This is a genomic window from Kitasatospora cystarginea, assembly GCF_039533515.1.
In the GTDB taxonomy this organism is placed as follows: Bacteria; Actinomycetota; Actinomycetes; order Streptomycetales; family Streptomycetaceae; genus Kitasatospora; species Kitasatospora cystarginea.
The window spans coordinates 44,787-63,251 of record NZ_BAAATR010000012.1 but is presented as its reverse complement, the minus strand read 5'-3'; the positions used below and the strand labels follow the sequence as shown (position 1 = coordinate 63,251).

Genomic DNA, 18,465 nt, shown 5'->3' with positions numbered 1-18,465 from the left:
CATGGTTCCGCACTCCCGTCGCCCCACAGCACCAGGAGGCCGCCGCATGGCATCCAGCCCGAAGCGCAGCACGCAGCCGTCCACGCCCGACGACCCGCTCGCCACCCCGCACGTCCGGGTCGCCGTGATCGGCTCCGGCTTCGGCGGCCTCGGTGCCGGGGTGCGCCTGCGCCGGGCCGGGATAACCGACTTCGTCATCCTGGAACGGGCCGGGTCGGCCGGCGGCACCTGGCGCGACAACAGCTACCCGGGCTGCGCCTGCGACGTGCCCTCCCACCTGTACTCCTTCTCCTTCGCGCCCAACCCCGAGTGGCCGCGCAGCTTCTCGCGGCAGCCGGACATCCGCGCCTACCTGGAGAAGGTCGCCGACGTCTTCGGGCTCCGCCCGCACCTGCGGTTCCACACCGAGGTCACCGAACTGCGCTGGGAGCGGGAGCACACCCGCTGGCGGGTCACCACCCGCGCCGGAAGCTGGACCGCCGACGCCGTCGTCTCCGCCTCCGGACCGCTGGCCGACCCCAAGCTGCCCCAGGTGCCGGGACTCGCCGAGTTCCCCGGCCGGGTCTTCCACTCCTCGCGCTGGGACCACGACTACGACCTGACGGGCAAGCGCGTCGCGGTGATCGGCACCGGCGCCTCGGCCGCCCAGATCATCCCCGAGATCCAGCCCGCGGTAGGGGAGCTGACGGTCTTCCAGCGCACGCCCGCCTGGGTGCTGCCGCGTGCCGACCGGGAGATCACGGCCCTGGAGAAGTGGCTGCACGGCAGGATCCCCGCCACCGGCCTGCTGCGCCGGGCCTCGGTCTTCGCGATGCGCGAACTCCAGGTCGGCGCCTTCGTCCGCCAACCGGAAATGCTCCGCCTGGTCCAGCGGATGGCCGTGCGCAACCTCGAACGGGGCATCGCCGACCCCGAGTTGCGGGCCAGGCTGACCCCCGACTACCGGATCGGCTGCAAGCGGATCCTGCTCAGCAACACCTACTACCCGGCGCTCGCCGCCCCCAACGCCCGGCTGGTCACCTCCGGCCTGGCCGAGGTGCGCGGCTCCACCCTGGTCGCCGCGGACGGCACCGAGGCCGAGGCGGACGCGATCGTCTTCGGCACCGGCTTCCACGTCACCGATCTCCCCATCGCGGAGCGGGTGTTCGGAACCGAGGGGCACAGCCTCGCCGAGGAGTGGAAGGGCGGCATGGAGGCGCTGCGCGGGTCCACCGTGCACGGCTTCCCCAACCTCTTCTTCGTGATAGGGCCCAACACGGGCCTCGGCAACAGCTCGATGATCCTGATGATCGAGTCCCAGCTCAACTACGTCATCGACGCGTTGCGGACCCTGGACGCGGTCGGCGCCACTGCGATGCAGCCCACCGCCCGGGCCCAGCGGCACTGGAACCTCGAGGTGCAGCACCGGATGCGGCGCACCGTCTGGAACACCGGCGGCTGCCGCAGCTGGTACCTCGACTCCCAGGGCCGCAACACCATCACCTGGCCGGGCAGCACCAGCGCCTTCCGCCGCGCCACCCGCCGGGTCGACCTGTCCGAGTACGAACTCCTCAAGCGCACCGCCCCCGTGGCCCGGGAGGTCGCCGCATGAGGACCGACCGGCGGATGACGGCCGCCGACTGCGCACTCCCGGCAGCCACCGAGGAGTACCGGATCCGCTCCGCCGACGGCCACTGGATCCACGCCGAGGCGTACGGCCACGAGGGGGCGCCGACGGTGGTCCTCTCCCACGGCTGGACCTGCTCGACCGCCTTCTGGGCCCCGGTGATCCACCAACTCGCCGGTGAGTTCCGGGTGGTGGCTTACGACCAGCGCGGCCACGGCCGCAGCGACATCCCGCCGACGGCCGCCGGCTACTCCACCGCCAAGCTCGCCGACGACCTGGAGGCGGTCCTCGTCGAGCTGGTGCCGGCTGGGGAGCAGGCGGTGCTGGCCGGGCACAGCATGGGCGGGATGACCGTCATGGCCGCCGCCGACCGCGGCGAAGTGGCCGCCAGGACTGCCGCCGCCGTCCTGGTCAGCACCGGTCCGAGCGATCTGCTGGCCGAGGTGAACGTGGTCCCGGCCGGGGTGCGGCCGCCCGCGCTGCGGCGCCTCCTGCACCACCAGATCCTGCGGTCCAGGCTGCCGCTCGGGCCGGTGACCCCGGTCAGCAGGGCACTGCTCAAGTACGGCGTCATGGGCCCGGCCACCCCGCCGGGCCGGGTCGAGGCGACCGCCCGGGTGGTGCACGCCTGCCCGACCGGCGTCCGCCGCCGATGGGGTCGGGTACTGGGCGAGTTGGACGTCCGTCCGCAGCTCGCCAAGCTGGCCGCGCCCACCGTGGTGATCGTCGGCACCCGCGACCGATTGACCCCGCCGGTGCACGCGCGCCGGATCGTGGCCGCGCTGCCCGACCCGCGCGGGCTGCTGGAACTCCCGGGCGTCGGCCACATGGCGCCCGTGGAACGCCCGGCCGAGGTCGCCGCGGAGATCCGCCGGGCCTTCGACTTCACCACCGCAGACGTCAGGAGTGTGAACGCATGAGTACCACCGTGCCGCTCGCCGTCCAGGTCGTGGTCGTCACCGGAGCCGCCCGCGGGGTCGGTGCGCAGCTGGCGCGCAAGCTGGCCCAGCGCGGCGCCAGGGTGGCCCTGGTCGGCCTGGAGCCCGAGGAGCTGAAGGCGGTCGCCGCCCAGTGCGGTCCCGATGCCCGGTACTGGGAGGCCGACGTCACCGACCTGGACGCGCTGAGCGCCGTCGCCCGGCAGATCCAGGACCACTACGGGCGGATCGACACCGTGGTCGCCAACGCCGGCATCGCCCTCGGCGGCCCGCTCCAGGACAGCGACCCGCGCGCCTTCGAGCGGGTCATCGAGGTCAACCTGCTCGGCAGTGTGGCCACCGCCCGCGCCTTCCTGCCCGCGCTGGTCTTCAGCCGCGGCTACCTGCTGCAGATCGCCTCGCTGGCCGCGCTCACCCCGGCGCCGCTGATGGCCGCGTACTGCGCCAGCAAGGCCGGGGTGGAGGCCTTCGCCCACTCGCTGCGCGCCGAGGTGGCCTACCAGGGCGTCAAGGTCGGCGTCGGCTACCTGAGCTGGACCGACACCGACATGGTGCGCGGCGCCGACCAGGACACGGTGCTGGCCCAGATGCGCTCCCGCCTGCCCTGGCCGGCCAACAAGACCTACCCGCTGGCCCCGGCGGTGGACCGGCTGGTCGCCGGGATCGCCCGCCGCTCCCCGCACGTCTACGCCCAGGCCTGGCTCCGCGGCATGCAGTCGGTCCGAGGGGTGCTGCCCGGCCTGATCGCCACCGTCGGCGCCCGCGACGTCGCCCGGCTGGCCCCGCGGTTGAAGGCCACCGCCGCCACCCGGCTGCGCCCGGTCGGCGCGGGCGGCGCCGCCGACACGGCCGCCCGCCGCGCCGCCGTCGAGTAGGCGCGCACCCACCGGGGCGCGGGGGCCAGCTTCATGACGGAGCGGAACCCCCGCGCCCCGATGTGTCGCAGGGCGCTCGGCACCGAGTACGGTCGGCGCATGACGACTGCCCTCATCACCGGCGCCACCGCCGGCATCGGCGCGGCCTTCGCCCGCCGCCTCGCCAAGGACGGCCGCGACCTGGTCCTGGTCGCCCGCGACGCCGAACGGCTGCGGGCCGCGGCCGCCGACCTCGGCAAGCGCTACGGCGTCCAGGTGGAGACCCTGACCGCGGACCTGGCCGCCGAGGCGGGGATCGCCGCCGTCGAGGAGCGGCTGCGCGACGCCGAGCGGCCGGTCGGCATCCTGGTCAACAACGCCGGGTTCGGCAACAAGGGCACCTTCCTCGAAGTGCCGGTGCAGGCCGAGCTGGACATGGTCAAGGTGCACATCGAAGCCGTGCTGCGGCTGACCATGGCCGCCCTCCCGGGCATGAAGGAGCGCGGCTTCGGCGGGATCGTCAACGTCGCCTCGGTCGCGGCCTTCGTGCCGCGCGGCACCTACGGGGCGAGCAAGGCCTGGATGGTCAGCTTCACCCAGGGCATCGCCCGCGAGCTCGGCGGCACCGGGGTCCGCCTGCTGGCCCTCTGCCCGGGCTTCACCCGGACCGAGTTCCACGAGCGCGCCGGGATGGGCACCTCCAACATCCCCTCCTGGGCCTGGCTCTCCGCCGATCGCGTGGTGGACGAGGCGCTGCGCGACCTGGCGCGCGGGCGGAGCCTCTCCGTCCCGAGCCGGCGCTACAAGGCGGCCGTGGCGCTCAGCCGGGTGCTGCCCGCGGGCAGGCTCGGGGGCGTCTCCTCCAAGGCGGCCAGGACGTACGCGCCGCGGTAGGCCACCTGCTGTCTCAGCCGCGGGACTGCGCGTCGCAGAGCGTACGTGCGTGGCTTCCCGGGATCTCGCGGCGTGTCACGGCGCACGGGAATAGGACAAGCCTCATTATTAGCTTTGCTAACTATGAGTCCGTCTCTATACCCTGGGGAACATGTCCGTTCCCGTGCCCCGCGGAGGCCGCCCTTGAAGCCCGACCGCCTCGACTGGACCCCGCCGCCACGCGCCCAGGGCGAGCCCGGGCCCCCGGCCCAGGTGCGCCGGATCCTCGCCCTGTTCCGCCCGTACGTGGGCCGCCTGGCCCTGGTCGGGCTGCTGGTCGCGGCCTCCGCCGTGGTCTCGGTGGCGACCCCGTTCCTGCTCCGCGCGGTGCTCGACACCGCCATCCCGCAGGGCCGTACCGGCCTGCTCAGCCTGCTGGTGCTCGGCATGATCACGGCCGCCGTGGTCAACAGCATCTTCAACGTGCTGCAGACGCTGATCTCCACCACCGTGGGCCAGCACGTGATGCACGACCTCCGCACCGCGGTCTACAGCCACCTGCAGCGGATGTCGCTGGCGTTCTTCACCCGCACCCGGACCGGCGAGGTGCAGTCCCGGATCGCCAACGACATCGGCGGCATGCAGTCCACCGTCACCTCCACCGCTACCTCGCTGGTCTCCAACCTCACCAGCGTGGTCGCCACCGTGGTCGCGATGGTCGCGCTGGACTGGCGGCTGACGGTGGTCTCGTTGCTGCTGCTCCCGGTGTTCGTCTGGATCAGCCGCCGGGTCGGCAACGAGCGCAAGCGGATCACCGGTGAACGGCAGAAGCAGCTCGCCGTGATGAGTTCGGCCGTCCAGGAGTCCCTCTCGGTGAGCGGCGTGCTGCTCGGCCGCACCATGGGCCGATCCGACTCGCTCTCCCTGGAGTTCACCGGGCAGTCCGCCGAACTGGCCAAGCTGGAGGTCCGCTCCAGCATGGCCGGGCGCTGGCGGATGTCCACCATCGGGATCGTGATGGCCGCGATGCCGGCCGTCATCTACTGGGCCGCCGGCCTCGCCAGTGCCGAAGGTGCGCCGATCGTCTCGATCGGCACCCTGGTCGCCTTCGTCTCGCTGCAGCAGGGCCTGCTCCGGCCGGCCGTGAGCCTGCTCTCCACCGGCGTGGACGTCCAGACCTCGCTCGCCCTGTTCCAGCGGATCTTCGAGTACCTGGACCTGCCGGTGGAGATCCAGGAGCCCGGACACCCCGTCCGGCTCGACCGGGTACGCGGCGACGTCGTCCTCGAGGACGTCGAGTTCCGCTACCACCCCGACCAGCCGCAGCCCACCCTGGCCGGGATCGACCTCAAGGTGCCCGCGGGCAGCTCACTGGCGGTGGTCGGTGAGACCGGATCCGGCAAGACCTCGCTCAGCTACCTGGTGCCCAGGCTCTACGACGTCACCGGCGGCCGGGTCGCCATCGACGGCACCGACGTCCGCGAACTCTCCTTCGCGACCCTGGCCGAGACCGTCGGCGTGGTCTCCCAGGAGACGTACCTCTTCCACGCCTCGGTCGCCGACAACCTGCGCTTCGCCAAGCCGGACGCCACCGACGCCGAACTGGTCGCCGCCGCCGAGGCGGCCCAGATCCACCACATGATCGCCGCCCTTCCCGAGGGCTACGACACCGTGGTCGGCGAGCGGGGCTACCGGTTCTCCGGCGGTGAGAAGCAGCGCCTGGCCATCGCCCGCACCATCCTGCGCAACCCGCCCGTGCTGATCCTGGACGAGGCCACCAGTGCGCTGGACAACCAGACCGAACGCGCCGTCCAGCAGGCCATCGACGCCCTCGCCGTCGGCCGGACGACCATCACCATCGCGCACCGGCTCTCCACCGTCCGCCACGCCGACCAGATCGCCGTCCTCGACGGCGGCCGGATCGCCGAACTGGGCACCCACGAGCAACTGCTCGCCCTGGACGGTCGTTACGCGGCACTGCTGCGCCGGGAGCACCCGGTGCCGGCCCGGCGCCCGGACGGTACGCCGACGAACGGCCCTTCGGGGAAAGGCGCTTCGGTGGGCGTGCCGACGGTGAACGGGCAGGCAGTGGGCGGAAGGGCGTTGGACGGCGAGACGTTGAACGGCGAGGCGTTGCCGGGTCAGGCGCCGAACGGTCAGGCCGCGGCCGGGCGCTCGTTGTAGGTGTCGGCCAGCTCCTGCCCGGAGAGCGCGTGGATCGCCGCCATCACCTCGTCGGTGACCTGGCGGCGGGCCTTGGCGTTGCGGGCCTGGCCGTGCAGCGCGGAGAAGTCCAGCGGCTCGCCGAAACGGACCGTCACCTTCCGCAGCCGGGGGATCCGCTTGCCGACCGGCAGGATGTCGGCCGGGCCCTCCAGTGCCACCGGCACCACCGGCACGCCGGCGGTCAGCGCCAGCCAGGCCACACCGGTCTTGCCCTTGTACAGCCGGCCGTCCAGCGAGCGGGTGCCCTCGGGGTAGATGCCGAACGCCTTGCCCTGCTGCAGGATGCCCAGCGCCTGCTCCAGCGAGGCCGCCGCCGAGCGGTAGGTGCCGCGCTCGACCGGGACGGCGTTGATGACGCTGGTGAAGAAGCCCCGGGAGAGCGCGCCCTTGAGGCCGGTGCCGGTGAAGTACTCGGCCTTGGCCAGGAAGTAGACCTGACGCGGAGCGGTCAGCGGGATGACCACGCTGTCGATGAAGGACAGGTGGTTGCTGGCCAGGATCACCCCACCCTTGCGCGGCACGTGCTCCAGCCCCTCGATGACGGGGCGGTAGATCGCCTTCGCCACGGGCTTGAGCACGAGCTTGGTGATGAGGTTGAGCATGGGCCCTCCCTGGCCGACCGACATCCCCGGACTCGTGACTGGGCCGAGGTCAGACGGCAGATTACGTCATGAACCCCGTCGGCCGTCCACTGCACAGGTCGTTCGACCACTGCGATCCTCGTCACGCGCTGCGTATGGTCGTGCGCGAAACCGATGATCAGGGGGGTGACGCCGCGTCGGCGTCGGCCCTCCGGACCCGGGGCCCGCTCAGGTCTGTCAGCGAGTCGTCAGTACCGCGTCGGGATCCGTTTACCGAAAGGGCGTCCGATGAGCGGGGTCACCGCCGTCCTGCTGTCGTGCTTGCCGTAGCGGTCGCCACCGGGGCCCGGCGGTGGAGGATCCCCGCGCCGTCCTGCTGGTCGTGGTCTGAGTGCTGGTCGGGATACTGCCGTTCGTCCCGAGCGTCCGGGTGCCGCCCGAGGTGATCAGCGTCGCGGGGCTCCCGCCGCTGCTGTACGCGTCGGCGGAGGAGATGATCAGTTCACCCGCCGGCCAGTGCGGCCCTCCGCCTTCCGTCCCGCGCGGCTTCCCGGGATTCAGCCGGCTCGCCCTGCTCCGCGGCGGGTGCCACCGTGACCGGGAAGATCCGGCGGACCACGCGCTCGGAGGCCCGCCCGTCGTCCCAGGGGCAGAACCGCTCGCGGAACGCCGCCCGCGCACCCGGCGCCGGATCACCGCTCCGCAGGGCCTGAGCGACCTCGGCCGTCTCGGTGGCGACCACCCCCGGCGGCTCGGCGAGCAGGTCGAAGTACACCCCCCGCACCCGGCGGTACTCGGCCCAGTCCGGCGCGAAGACCACCATCGGGCGGTCCAGCACGGCATAGTCGAACATCAGCGAGGAGTAGTCGGTGACCAGCGCGTCGGCGGCCAGGCAGAGGTCCTCCACCGCCGGGTACGCCGAGACGTCGACGACCCGCGCCGCCGCCCCGCCGAGCTCGGGCTCACCGACGCTGCCCCGGTGGAAGTAGTGGGCACGGACCAGCAGCGTGCACCCGGGGCCGAGCCGGGACGCCAACTCGCCGACGTCCAGCAGCGGTACGTACCCGCCCTGTGCCTCCCGGTGCGTCGGTGCGTACAGCACCACCCGCTGCCCCTCGGCCAGCCCGAGCTTCCGGCGGACCGCCGCCACGTCGGCGGCCGTCGCGCCGGCGAGCCGGTCGTTGCGCGGGTACCCGGTCTCCAGCAGCTCGTACCGGCCGGGGAAGGCGCGGCTGAAGTGCTCGCTGGTGTGCGGGTTGGGCGAGACCAGGAAGTCCCAGCGGTCCACGGCCTCCTGCAGCCGGTCGAAGTCCATCCCGTCGGCCGCGAGCGGGTACTCGCGCAGGTCCATGCCCATGCTCTTGAGCGGGGTGCCGTGCTGGGTCTGCACATGCACCGTGCCGGGCCGCTTGGCCATGGTGTGCGGGAAGTTGACGTTGTTGACGAAGTACTTGGCGGTCGCCATCACCCGCAGGTACGCGGGGGTGTTCACCACGACGTACGGCACCCCGGCGGGCAGGGTGGCCGCCTGCGCCCTGGTCTCCACCACCCAGACCCCCCGCACCTGCGGGGCCAGCTCCCGCGCCTTCTCGTAGATCGCGGCCGGGTTGCAGGCGTAACCCCGGTGCCAGTACGCGGCGTAGACGGCCAGGTTCTCGTCCAGCGGCAGCCGCCGGAAGGTGTTGTACGCCGCGTACCTGGCCCCGCTGCGCACGCCCTTGCGGACGGTCGGCGCCATCGCCCTGGCCCGGCGGCGCAGCGAGCGCGGGATCCGCTTGGTGCGCCGCAGTTCGCTGTACGTGAGCCGGGAGCCGGTGGCCACCAGGCGGTACTGGATGCCGCGCACGCCGGCGGGGTAGCGGTAGCCGGGCGGGCGGTGGCGGTCGAAGTGCCGGCCGATCCGGTCGAAGAAGTCGCCGCGCAGTGCGGCCGGGACCAGCCCGGGGGTGTCGTAGATGGTCAGGGCCTGCTTCACGGTGCGGTCGAAGACCAGGTTGCGCAGCGCGTCCTGGCCGGTGGCGCCGATACCCCGGCGGTCGAGGAAGGCGAAGATCGCATCGTACTGGGCGAAGGCGTCCGAGTGCTTGGGAGAAGCGGTGTTGGTGATCGCGCCGGGGCGGCCGCGCCGGTAGGTGTAGCAGGGGCGGTCGAGGTAGCGCAGTCGGTGGGCGGCGACCAGGGCCGGGTAGGTGACGGAGATGTCCTCGTAGTAGCCACGGCCGAAGGAGACGTCCAAGTCCTGAAGGAACGCGCGCCGGAAGATCTTGTTCCACACCGCCATCACCGTCTGCATCAGGCCGGGGTGCTCGCGGGCGGTGCAGCCCTCGGCGAGCGGGGAACCGGTCAGTACGTGGCGCCACGGGTTGGGCTCGGTGGAGCCGTCCGGGTAGACGTGGGTGAAGTCGGTGAGCAGGACGTCCACCGGCTGATCGGTGTCCTGCTCGCGGCGCAGCTCGGCGAGGACGGCGGACAGCGCGCCGTCGGGCAGCCAGTCGTCGCTGTCCACGAACCAGACGTACCGGCCGCGCGCCTCGGCCAGACCGGCGGTGCGAGCGCCGCCCAGGCCCTGGTTCTCGGCCAGGTGCAGCACCCGCAGGCGCGGGTCACGGGCCGCGTGGTCGTCCAGGATCGCGCCGCAGCCGTCGGGGGAGCGGTCGTCCACCGCGATCACCTCGACCTCGGTGTCCGCGCCCGCCGCGTCGGCTCTGGCGTCACCCACTCCGAGCGAGTCGAGGCAGCGGGGGAGGAAGGGCTCCACCCCGTGGACTGGCAGCACGATGCTCAGGAGGGGACTCACGCTGGATTCACTCCGGTATGGGTGCTGGGCGCTGGGAAGTCGGCAGACCGATCGGTACCGTTCACTTCACTGTAGTGAGCTTCGATGCACGGACAGTGGGTCTTCGGTGACGCTCAGGCAACGGAGAGGTGGCGCCCCGGCGTGGATCCGGCTCGCGGATCGGGCGCTCGGCCCGGTGGGAAGGCGTCGTGCGGCGCTCATCGCCGGAGCGGCTGGAAAGGCGACCGCCGGTGCCGCGCTGTTCGAGCGGCGGCACCGGCAGCCCGGTGGCGGCCCGACCGACCCTCAACGGTCGGCCGCCGGTCCGTACACCATCCGTAGCCAGACCACCGCAGCGTCGAGGTGGTCGGACAGTGACTCACGGCTGATGCCGGAAGCTCTTCAGCTGTCGAACTCGTATGAGCCGGAATGAATTCATCCGACCGGAGGACGCCGGGAGTGTGATCCGGTCGCCCGCATTGCTAGAGATACTGCTTGTAGGAAGCAGGGGCGTCAATCCCCCGGATGTGTTCATTTCCTGAAGTATTGCCCGGTCCATTGCCGGGCCAGGCATCGACTCCTATATTGACGGGACGTCTCACGGGGATGCCCATCGATCCCGCGCTCCCGTCGCCCCGACTGCCGACCGTCCACCGCTGTCTCCAGGAGCCGCCGTGCGCTCGCAGCCGACCGCAGGTCCGGCAGTCAGTCCAGTGCTGCAGGGGCTGGTGCTGGCCCCGCTGTTGCTGGTCGCCGGGTACGGCGCCGCCGACCTCACCCTGCTCAGCGGCCACACCGTGGACCTCTTCCCCTGGCGGATGTCGCCCGTCACCGCGACCCTGCTGGGTGCGGGATACGGCGGCAGCTGCCTGATGCTCGCCATGGCCCTGTGCGCCGAGCAGTGGGTGCGGGTCCGGGTGGCGGTGGCGGCCAGCTCGCTGCTGGTGCTGCTGACGCTCGGCGCTTGCCTGCTCGGACACGGCACGCTCCACCTGGCGCAGGGTGGGGCCGTCGCGGTCCTCTCCGCCTGGGTCTGGCTCGGGGGCCATGCCGCCGCACCGCTCCTCGGGCTGATCGCCTTCGGCGCGCAGTGGCGCCGCAACACGCGCTGGCGGGCGCGGAACGGGCAGCCCGCGCCCCGGCCGCCCCGGCTGCCCTGGTGGGTCGCCGCGCCGATCATCGGCAACGGACTGGTCTTCGCCGCCTGCGGACTGCTGCTCTATCTTGTGCCGGACGTCCTCGCCCGGGACTGGCCCTGGCAGGTGCGCGCCCTGGACGTGCGGGTGCTCGGCGCCTGGTGCCTCACCTTCGGGGTGGCCCTGCTGCTCGGCTGGCAGGAGGCCGAGCTGCGCCGGGTGCGCAGCGGGATGGCGGCCCTGGTCGGCACCGGGCTCCTCGGACTGGCCGGCCTGCTCCGCTACGCCGGCCTGGTGCGCTGGGCCTCGCCCGGGTCCTGGCTGATCGTGCTCGCCCTGGTCTCCTTCACCGGGCTGGGCCTCTCCGGTGTCGGGGCGTCCTTCCTGTTCGCCCCGCCGACCGGGCTGTCGGGCCGAGGGCCCGTCGTGCGCCCGGCGCGGCCCGTCCGGCCCGCGCGCCGTGAGTAGCCGGATTCGCCTCAGATGACAAGGAAGGCGGGTCCGGCCGGCCGTCGGCGGGCTGACCCGGGATTTTCCCACCCGTCGATGCGTCAGGTCGATGCGTACTCGTGACCGAGGCCACGGCATCCTGGTGAAGCGTCAGTTAGTCGCGCACGGTACGGTGGCAGAACACCAGGACGGTTGCGCGAAGGCCGTCCCTCACGGATAGTCTTCGCCACGGCCCTGGCGCCTCGTAGGGGTGGGAAACAGATGGAACAGATGCAAGTACGGAGTCGGCCCCGGGTGCCGGCGATCCAGTGCGGCGTCGGCGCGACCGGCCGCCGGATCGACCGCCACCTGTCGGTGCTGGGCGCTCCGGCGCTCTCCACGGTGGACACGGCGGAGGCGCTGGGCCTGATAAGAGAGCTGACGCCGCGTGGCGTGGCCGGCCAGGCTTCCCGCCGCCGCACCACCCGGGTGCTGCTGCTGGCGCCGCTGCGCAGGCTGAAGCGGAGCCTGTTCGGCAGCCGGGGCTGAGTGCCAGGCCCGCCCGGCGCGGGCCCGGTCGACCCGACCCGATGGACCTGAGGTCTGTCGGGTCGTCGTGCTGCCCGGACACTGACCAGGTCTGCACGGCCGCCGTCCCGGCCCGGTCCCGGCCAGGTGTAGCCGGCCCGGCGTGCCCGGCCGGCGGCGCTTCGGAAGGTGTGCGCGGCCCCGGCCGCCCGGTGGCCCCGGCCCGGCGGACGGCGAGCCCTGTTGCCCGCGACGGCGCGGAGTGGGCAAGGATGGGCACCATGGCGGACACCTTCCACACCATCACCTTCGAGATCACCACCGGCACCGCTGAGGTCGCCCTCGACATCACCGACCGCTGTGCGGCCTTCCTGGACACGGCCGCCCCCGGACGGGACGGTCTGCTGAACGTCTTCGTCCCGCACGCCACCGCCGGGGTCGCGGTGATCGAGACCGGTGCCGGGAGCGACGGCGACCTGCTCGCGGCCCTGCGTGACCTGCTCCCCGCCGACAGCCGCTGGCGCCACCGCCACGGCAGTCCCGGACACGGGCGCGACCACGTGCTTCCCGGGCTGGTCGCCCCGCACGCCACCCTGCCGGTCATCGGCGGCCAACTCGCGCTCGGGGTCTGGCAGTCGGTGGTCCTGGTCGACACCAACGGGGACAACCCGCGCCGCACGGTCCGACTTTCCTTCCTCGGCTGACGGGAGGGCCCTCGGCTGCGGGGAACCGCGCGGCCTCGTGACGGGCCGGCCGGGCGGTTCCCCACGCCCTCGGCGGGGGAGCCGCAACCGGCCCCGGGCCCGGGGGTGGTCTGCGGGCCGGGCTTCGACGCGTCACGGATGCCTCCCGCTCCGCGCGGGCGGATGACCGGGAGGGCCCCGCGTCTTCGGGCGCTCGCCCGGCTGCTCCCGCTGTCCGGTCCGTGTTTGCCCGGGGACGGGCGCGCGGGGTAGGAAGACGGCATGGCGGACGAAACCCAGCAGTGCGCACTCGCCCCGGACGGCGACGCCGTCCGGGCACTCACCCACGACCCGGCGCTCACCGGGCCGCGCGCCGACTGCGTCCGGTGCGGCGACCCCACCGAGCTGCCCGCCGACCACCCCGGGATCACCTTCTGCCCCGTCTGCACCTGGCAGGAGGCCCAGCGCATCGCCTGCTCCGGCTGAACGGCCGGGCCGGCACCGGCCGACGGGCGCCGGCCCGGGCCGACTTCGTGTCCCCACCGTCCCAATCGGGCCGGCCCACGTCCAGAGCGGGCCGGCCTAGCCGTCCGTACGGGTGGCCAGGTGCAAGGTCGAGCCGTGCCGGCCCTTGCGGACCAGGAGCTGACCGGGGATCCGGGAACGCAGATCGGCGACATGGCTCACGATGCCGACCGCCCGGTTCCGCTCGCGCAGCCCGTCCAGCACGTCCATCACCTCCTCCAGCGTCTGCTCGTCGAGGCTGCCGAAGCCCTCGTCGATGAAGAGGGTGTCCAGCGGCATCCCGCCCGCCTCGTCCGTGACCACGTCGGCCAGTCCGAGCGCCAGGGCGAGCGAGGCGAAGAAGCTCTCCCCGCCGGAGAGCGTGGCGGTGTCCCTGGCGACGCCCGTCCAGGCATCCACCACCCGGAGGGCCAGGCCGGAGCGCCGGTTGCCCGCGACCCGGTCGTCGCTGTGGACGAGGGTGTACCGGCCGCCGGACATCCGTACCAGCCGCTCGCTCGCCCGCCGCGCCACCTGCTCCAGCCGGGCCGCCAGGACGTACGACTCCAGCCGCATCCGCAGGGTGTTCTCCGGCGAGGTGCCGGCGGCGAGAGCGGCCAGCCGGCTGATCCTCCCGTACAGCTCCAACGCCGGGGCGAGTTCGGCGGCGAGCGCCGCCAGCTCACCGCCGAGCCGGGCCAGCGCCGCACAGCGCTCGACGGCCGCGCTCTCGGCCGCCGAAGCCGCCCTCAGCCGGGCCGTTGCCGCCTGGAGGCGGGCCCTCGCGGCCTCCTGATCGACCGCGGGCTGCGCCGCCGCCGCGACCAACTCGGGGTCGGCCAGCTGCCGTTCGACCGCGTCCAGGGCCGCGCGATGCTGCTCCAGCCGGGACTTGAGGGCCGTCCGCTCGGCGGCGGGCAGCAGCGCAGCGCGGGCCGCCCCGGGGGCGGCGAAGCCCGCCGCCAGGCTGGTCCGGGCCAGTTCCTGTTCGGCCTCCGCCAACCGGGACTCGGCCGCGGCCGAATCCCGGACGGCGGCCAGTGCGGCGACCACGGCCTCCGCGAGCGCGGCCAGCCCGGTGGCCCGGGCGTCGACCGACGCGGCGCCGGCCCGGGCCGCGTGCACCCGCTGCCCCAACTCCTGCTGCTCCTCGGCCAGTTTCTTCAGCTGCCCGGCGAGTGCCGCGCTGTCCTCGCCGGCCTGCCGCAGCTGAGCCTGCCGCCGGGACTGCTCGCCCGCCAGCCGGTCGATCCGCTGCTCCACCGCGCTGAGGCGCTCGGCCGCCCGGACGGCCGAGCGTCGCTCCCGCTCGGCCTCCGCCAGTGCTGCCCGCACCTCGGCGACCTGCTGCGCACCGGCGGCGCCGGACGCCTCCGCCTCCTCGACCCGCAGCGCCGTCAGGGCCGTCTCGGCCGCCGACAGTGCCCGCTCGGCCCGGCCCTGCACAGCCCTGGCGGCCTCCTCGTCCGCAGCGCTCACCTGAGCTGCGGACGGCTTCGCGGGGGCGGGATGCACCTCGGAGCCGCAGACCCGGCAGGCCGCACCCGCGGACAACTGGCCCGCCAACTCGGCCGCCATGCCGATGAGTCGGCGCTCCCGCAGCTCCAGGCTGTGCTCGCGGGCGTCCTGCGTCCGGTCGCGCAGCACCGACACCTCGCCCTCCGCCTCGGCCATTCTGGTGCGCAGTTCGTCCCGCCGGCCGGCGGCTGCCAGGCGGTGGCCCAAGTCGGCGCAGTGGGCGTCCAGTTGCTCGACCCTGGCGCCGGCGACCCGGGCCGCCTCACGCTCTTCCTGGAGGGCTGTGAGTCGCTCCTCGAAGTCCCGCAGCCAGTCCTGGGCCTCCTCCACGAGCTCGTCGGCGCGCTCCCGGTCGGCGGCGAGCTTGTGCTGCTCCCGGCGCAGCTCGGCCTGCCGTCGCTCATCGGCTCGCGCCGCCTCCAGCAGTCCGAGCTGCGCCTGCAACCTCCGCTCAGCCTCGGCCAGTTCGGCCTCCCCGAGAGCCTCTCCGAAGGCCTCGCGGCGGTCGGCGGAGCTGCTGGCGGCAGGGCGGGCGAAGAAGGACACGTCGACCGGCGGCCGGGCGTCGGAGTGGTCGCCGCCCGACTCGGGCGAGGGGGCGATGAGGCGGGACAGGGTGGCGCGGCGCTCGTGTTCGGTCCGGCGAGCGGCGCGCAGGGCGGCGGACGCGCTGTCGCCCAGCCGCAGCACCGACTCCACGCCCAGGGCGGCCTGGGCGGCGGCCAACCGCCGCTCGTCGTCGGCGAGCAGATCGGCCAAGTCGCGCAGTCGGTGCGCCTCCAACGCTGCGGCTCGGTGTCGACGTTGACGGTCGGCCAGCTCGTCCGTCCACTGCCGGTGCTGCTGGGCCGCCGCATGGGATCCCTCGGCCAGTGCCACGGCCGAGCGAGCCACCGCCAACTGCTCCGCCGCACCACCGCGCACGATCGCCGCCCAGCCGAGCGCCCCGGCCGCCAGCCCTGCCGACCCGGCGGCCGAGGCCGGGGCCCCGGTGTCCTCGTCGGGCACCCAGCCGTCCGGCGGCTCGGCGCCGGGGCCGGCCGCCTCCTGTGCGCGGCCCACGAGGTCGCGCAGCCGCTGCCGCCCGCCCTGCACGGCGGCCTCGTGGGCGCGCCGCTGCTCGCCGAGCCAGCGCTCCACCTGGTCGAACCGGCCGGTGTCGAACAGTTGCCGCAGCAGCGCCGCCCGGTCCGCGGCGTCGGCACGCAGGAAGCGGGCGAAGTCTCCCTGCGGGAGCAGGACGACCTGGCAGAACTGGTCGCGGCTCATGCCGATCAGCCGGCGGATCTCCTCTCCGGCCTCCTGGTGCGACCTGCTGACGGCCCGCCAGCCCGGCGAACCGTCACCGGGGTCGGCGGACCACTCGCGCAGCAAGGTCCGCGGCTTCTCGGTCGTGGTGCCGGTGCCGCGGCGCTTGGGACGCTTCTGCTCGGGGCTGCGGGTGATCTCCAGTCGGCGCCCGCCCAGGGTCAGCTCCAGACGGACCTCGGTGGGCAGCAGCGGCTCGGCGTGGTCGCTGCGCAGCGGATTGCCCCGCCGGGCGCCGGGGACCTCGCCGTAGAGCGCGAAGCAGACCGCGTCCAGCACGCTGCTCTTGCCGGCGCCCGTGGCGCCGCGCAGCAGGAAGAGCCCGCCGGAGGTGAGATGGTCGAAGTCCACCTGCTCCGTCCCGGCGAACGGGCCGAAGGCGGTGAGCGTCAGCTGGTGAAGTCTCATCGGGGCAGCTCCCGCGCGCGCTCGTCGGCCAGCCTCACGGCCTCGAAGGCCTCCCGCAGCCAGCCCTGCTCCAGCTCGTCCGGCCCGCCGCCGCGGACGTGCCGGACGAAGCCCTCGGCGATCTCCGAGTCCGCCCGGCCGCTGACCCGGTCCGCGTACGAGACGCGCTCCTCGCCCGGAGTGGGCTCGGGTTCGAACAGCAGCTGGAGGGTGTGCGGGAAGCGGCGCCGCAGCTCCTCCATCGGGTTGGCCGGACGGACCGGGTCGGTGAGGGTGGCCTGGACCCAGGCCTGCTCGTGCACGGCGAGCCGCTCGTCGGCCAGCAGTTCGGCCAGCCGCCCTCTGATCCGGGCCAGCGGACGCGGCTGCGGGCAGTCGATCCGCTCGGCCTCGACCGAGCCGTCGGCCGCGAGGTCGACCAGCCACATGGTCTTGCGGTGGTCCGTCTCGGAGAAGGAGTAGGCCAGCGGGGAACCGCTGTAGCGCAGATGAGGGGCGAGGGTCTGGCAGCCGTGCAGATGGCCCAGCGCCGCGTAGTGCACCCCGTCGAACACCGAGGCCGGGACGCTCGCCACGCCGCCGACGGTGATGTCCCGCTCGCTGTCGCTCGGCTCGCCGCCCGTGACGAAGGCGTGTGCGAGCACCACCGCCCTGGTGCCGGCGGGGCGCTCCGCCAGGTCCGCCGTGACCCGCGCCATCGCCGCGCGCAGCACCTCGGTGTGCCCGCCGGCCTCCAGCCCGAACCGCTCCCGGGTGAGCGCCGGCTCCAGGTACGGCAGCCCGTAGACCGCCACCGGACCGTGCTCGTCGGCCAGCAGCACCGGGGCGGCGCAGCCGTCCGGATCGGTACGCAGATGGATGCCGGCCCGCTCGATCAGACCGGCGCCCACCCCGAGCCTGCGTGCCGAGTCGTGGTTGCCGCTGATGAAGACCGTCGGTACCCCGAGGTCGGCCAGCCGGTGCAGCACGTCGTCGAAGAGCGCCACCGCCTCGAGCCCCGGCAGCGCCCGGTCGTAGACATCGCCCGCGACCAGCACCGCCTCGACCCGGCGCGCTTCGACCACTGCCACCAGGTGGTCCAGGAAGGCGCGCTGGGCCTGGTGCAGGTTCTCCCGGTGGAACGAGCGGCCCAGGTGCCAGTCGGAGGTGTGCAGCAGTCTCACGGCAGGGCCCTCACCCGCATGATCGCCACTTCTGCTCCCTCCGAGTCGGCGCGAGGCCGGCCCGGGGTGCGGCCGACCAGCTCCGAGTATCACAGGAGCCGCTGACAATGCCCGGCCCGTCGTGGTCATCGGGCTCCCACCCGCACCGGGGACGGGGCCGCAGACGTTCGCGGGGATCTCGAAGGGGTGCGCCGGGGGCGGCCCCGCGCGCATGCCCGGTCCGGCGGTCACCGAGTAGCGGCCGCGGCCTGGTGGTGGGGGTTTGAGAACGGGGCGGGGCAGGGGTGGGGGCCGGTTGGCTGGGGGCGGGACTTCCCCGAACGTCCGACCGGCTTTCACCCGCGGGTCGGGATCCGCACGCGTTTTGGAGATGGGCCGCAGGTCAGCTAATCTCTCTGTGCGGCAAGGGCCTATAGCTCAGACGGTTAGAGCGCTTCCCTGATAAGGAAGAGGCCACAGGTTCAAGTCCTGTTAGGCCCACGGCACAGAAGGCCCGGAGTGGATGTCCACTCCGGGCCTTCTGGCGTTTCGGCGCTCGTGTCGGCCGGCGAAGAGCGGCGGATCGCTGCGGGGTGCCCGGCCGGGACGGCTGCGGAGAGTGGATTGTCAGTGACGCTCTGTATGGTCGCGAGTGTCGGTGGCCCGCCGTCGGTGGGCGCTCCGGCAGTCGTTCCGAGGGAGGGTCCGATGTCGTCCATGTCGAGTCGGTCGAAGTACAGGCGGTCGAAGCGCAGCCGCTCGGAGTCCAGCCCGTCGGGGCCGGGCGGGTCGAGGGTGGCGATGCCGAGCGGGCCCGAGGCGCGGAGGCGGGGAACGGGGCGGCCGGGGCCGGGGAGGGCGGAGACGAACGGCCCCGGGCGGCGGAGGCAGGGTGCCGGGAGCGGCGCCACCGGGCCGGCCGACGGATCCCGGGGCACCGGGGGCGGCGGGCGCC

At 73.6% G+C, this 18,465-nt stretch carries 13 protein-coding genes and 1 tRNA gene; 10 read left to right on the top strand and 4 right to left on the bottom strand.

The window, feature by feature from the left end; translation table 11 throughout:
• Positions 1-46 precede the first annotated feature (46 nt).
• From ABD369_RS15635 to ABD369_RS15615, 5 genes are all read left to right on the top strand, one after another.
• Positions 47-1,591 carry a flavin-containing monooxygenase gene (locus tag ABD369_RS15635; protein ID WP_344636996.1) on the top strand — a complete coding sequence of 515 codons (1,545 nt, stop codon included), beginning with the start codon at positions 47-49 and terminating at the stop codon, positions 1,589-1,591.
• Positions 1,588-2,526 carry an alpha/beta fold hydrolase gene (locus tag ABD369_RS15630; RefSeq protein WP_344636995.1) on the top strand — a complete coding sequence of 313 codons (939 nt, stop codon included), beginning with the start codon at positions 1,588-1,590 and terminating at the stop codon, positions 2,524-2,526. The genes ABD369_RS15635 and ABD369_RS15630 overlap by 4 nt, the downstream gene beginning before the upstream one ends.
• Positions 2,523-3,419 (top strand): SDR family oxidoreductase, encoded by an 897-nt coding sequence (locus ABD369_RS15625; RefSeq protein ID WP_344636994.1) that lies wholly within the window; start codon positions 2,523-2,525, stop codon positions 3,417-3,419. The genes ABD369_RS15630 and ABD369_RS15625 overlap by 4 nt, the downstream gene beginning before the upstream one ends.
• Positions 3,420-3,518: 99 nt before the next feature.
• A complete protein-coding gene (locus tag ABD369_RS15620; RefSeq protein WP_344636993.1) occupies positions 3,519-4,292 on the top strand; it encodes an SDR family NAD(P)-dependent oxidoreductase in 774 nt (257 codons plus the stop codon).
• A gap of 183 nt (positions 4,293-4,475) precedes the next feature.
• The gene (locus ABD369_RS15615; protein ID WP_344636992.1) at positions 4,476-6,455 is read left to right on the top strand and encodes an ABC transporter ATP-binding protein; all 1,980 of its coding nucleotides are present in this window, start codon (positions 4,476-4,478) and stop codon (positions 6,453-6,455) included.
• Here ABD369_RS15615 and ABD369_RS15610 read toward each other — a convergent pair.
• Complete coding sequence (locus tag ABD369_RS15610; protein ID WP_344636991.1) at positions 6,428-7,099, bottom strand: lysophospholipid acyltransferase family protein; 672 nt, start codon at positions 7,097-7,099, stop codon at positions 6,428-6,430. The two genes, ABD369_RS15615 and ABD369_RS15610, sit on opposite strands and share 28 nt — an antisense overlap.
• A gap of 481 nt (positions 7,100-7,580) precedes the next feature.
• Positions 7,581-9,875: a bifunctional glycosyltransferase/CDP-glycerol:glycerophosphate glycerophosphotransferase gene (locus ABD369_RS15605; protein ID WP_344636990.1), complete on the bottom strand. Its 2,295-nt coding sequence runs from the start codon at positions 9,873-9,875 to the stop codon at positions 7,581-7,583.
• Positions 9,876-10,528: 653 nt separating this feature from the next.
• On the opposite strand from ABD369_RS15605, the gene ABD369_RS15600 reads away from it, so the two are divergent.
• From ABD369_RS15600 to ABD369_RS15585, 4 genes are all read left to right on the top strand, one after another.
• Positions 10,529-11,458: a hypothetical protein gene (locus tag ABD369_RS15600; RefSeq protein WP_344636989.1), complete on the top strand. Its 930-nt coding sequence runs from the start codon at positions 10,529-10,531 to the stop codon at positions 11,456-11,458.
• 243 nt (positions 11,459-11,701) lie between these two features.
• Complete coding sequence (locus ABD369_RS15595) at positions 11,702-11,968, top strand: hypothetical protein (RefSeq protein WP_344636988.1); 267 nt, start codon at positions 11,702-11,704, stop codon at positions 11,966-11,968.
• Between the two features lie 260 nt (positions 11,969-12,228).
• The gene (locus tag ABD369_RS15590) at positions 12,229-12,651 is read left to right on the top strand and encodes a YjbQ family protein (protein WP_344636987.1); all 423 of its coding nucleotides are present in this window, start codon (positions 12,229-12,231) and stop codon (positions 12,649-12,651) included.
• 261 nt (positions 12,652-12,912) lie between these two features.
• Positions 12,913-13,116 carry a hypothetical protein gene (locus ABD369_RS15585; RefSeq protein ID WP_344636986.1) on the top strand — a complete coding sequence of 68 codons (204 nt, stop codon included), beginning with the start codon at positions 12,913-12,915 and terminating at the stop codon, positions 13,114-13,116.
• A 96-nt stretch (positions 13,117-13,212) separates the two neighbouring features.
• Here the strand turns inward: ABD369_RS15585 and ABD369_RS15580 are convergent, their stop codons facing one another.
• Together ABD369_RS15580 and ABD369_RS15575 are read right to left on the bottom strand one after the other, a co-directional pair.
• Positions 13,213-16,368, bottom strand: a complete 3,156-nt coding sequence (locus ABD369_RS15580; protein ID WP_344636985.1) for an AAA family ATPase — start codon at positions 16,366-16,368, stop codon at positions 13,213-13,215.
• On the bottom strand, positions 16,365-17,531 hold the full coding sequence (locus ABD369_RS15575) for an exonuclease SbcCD subunit D (protein WP_344636984.1): 1,167 nt from the start codon (positions 17,529-17,531) through the stop codon (positions 16,365-16,367). Before ABD369_RS15575 ends, ABD369_RS15580 begins: the two co-directional genes overlap by 4 nt.
• A gap of 406 nt (positions 17,532-17,937) precedes the next feature.
• On the opposite strand from ABD369_RS15575, the gene ABD369_RS15570 reads away from it, so the two are divergent.
• A tRNA-Ile gene (locus ABD369_RS15570) sits at positions 17,938-18,011 on the top strand.
• The last annotated feature ends 454 nt before the right edge of the window (positions 18,012-18,465 follow it).